We start from the raw sequence: 1412 nt of genomic DNA, 5'->3' as shown, positions 1-1412 counted from the left end.
CTGGATCCACACCTGCTGGGGTAATCCCAACATGCAACGGGTCATGGAAGATACAAGTTACGCGGCGTCTCTGGAAATGTACCTGTATGAGGCGAAGGGAGACGTCTGGACGGTCGAGATGAAGGACCGCAACTTCAAGGATATTGAGCTCTTCGGATCGCTGAGCAAAGGATTGCCCAAGAAGATTGCCGTGGGGGTGGTGAGCCACCGGACTCTGCAGGCTGACCGTCCTGAAGACGTGGCCGCCGAGATTCGTCGCGCGCTGAAATACATCCCGCCGGAAAAACTGGTCATCACCAGCGACTGCGGCTTTGGGCGACAGGGATGCAATCGAGAGATCGCCTTCTACAAGGCCGCCGCGATCGCCCAGGGCACCAATATTGTGCGGCGGGAACTGGGGTTGCCGACGACGTATGTCCCGGCCGCCGACCCCGCCCTGCAAATCGACATCGTCCCCAAAAAGTCGGCCACCACTTCCTGAACCGACGGACTCCCTCCGAATCGGGTTCGCTCCTTCAGGCAGACCACCGCCGAAAAGCGGTGGTTTTTCTGCCTCGGCGCTTCCATTCTTCCACAAACCACTTTCCCGGCTTGTAGCGCGTCTGGCCAAAAACCCACTCCCGCCATGGCGGGACAGGGGATACAATGCGGGTTCTGGGTCGTGTGAAGCCCGCAACACCCATCCTGCGTCATTCCTGGCACGGAAATAAGCGAGAACGCAATGGCAAGACGGATCCTCGTAACCAGCGCCTTACCTTACGCAAATGGGCCGATCCACATCGGTCATCTGGTGGAGTACATCCAGACGGACATCTGGGTGCGTTTTCAAAAGTTGCGCGGTCACCGGTGTATTTACATCTGTGCCGACGACACGCACGGCACCGCCATCATGATCTCCGCGCGCCGGGAAGGAATTCCCGAGGAAGAGTTCATCCAGCGGATGTACACCGCCCATGTCCGGGATTTTGCTGGCTTCGATATCGAATTCGACAACTATGGCAGCACCCACAGCCCGGAAAATCGGGAAATGTGCCACGTCTTCTGGAAGGCGCTGCGGGCCGCCGGGCTGGTGGTCGAGAAAGAAGTGACCCAACTTTTCGACCCTGTCGCGGGCGTTTTTCTGGCCGACCGATTCGTGAAAGGCACCTGCCCCAATCCGGCCTGTCGCGCCCCCGATCAATATGGTGATAGCTGCGATAAGTGCGGACACACCCACAGCCCCACCGAACTTATCGACCCCGTCAGCACGATTTCCGGAGCCAAACCGGAACTGAGAACCGCCAAGCATCTCTTTGTGCAGATTGAAAAACTCCACGATTTTCTGGAAGAGTGGACACAAACGGGAGACCACCTCCAGCCGGAAATCGCCAACTATCTCAAAGCGCATTTCCTCAGCGAACCACTGCGCGACT

Annotated in this window: 1 protein-coding gene and 1 pseudogene; both read left to right on the top strand. The window is 58.0% G+C overall.

Features of this window, described 5'->3' with window-relative positions; genetic code table 11:
• Window positions 1-481 (top strand): annotated as a pseudogene (locus tag H5U08_RS18760) (hypothetical protein); the annotation flags it as partial.
• Window positions 482-721: 240 nt separating this feature from the next.
• A partial coding sequence (locus H5U08_RS18755; protein ID WP_297036665.1) for a class I tRNA ligase family protein occupies window positions 722-1412 on the top strand: 691 nt, incomplete at its 3' end.

Origin of the sequence: Thermogutta sp. (genome assembly GCF_014359955.1) — a bacterium.
Lineage (GTDB): Bacteria > Planctomycetota > Planctomycetia > Pirellulales > Thermoguttaceae > Thermogutta.
The sequence above is the reverse complement of the archived record's forward strand: the minus strand, read 5'-3'. Positions and strand labels throughout refer to the sequence as shown.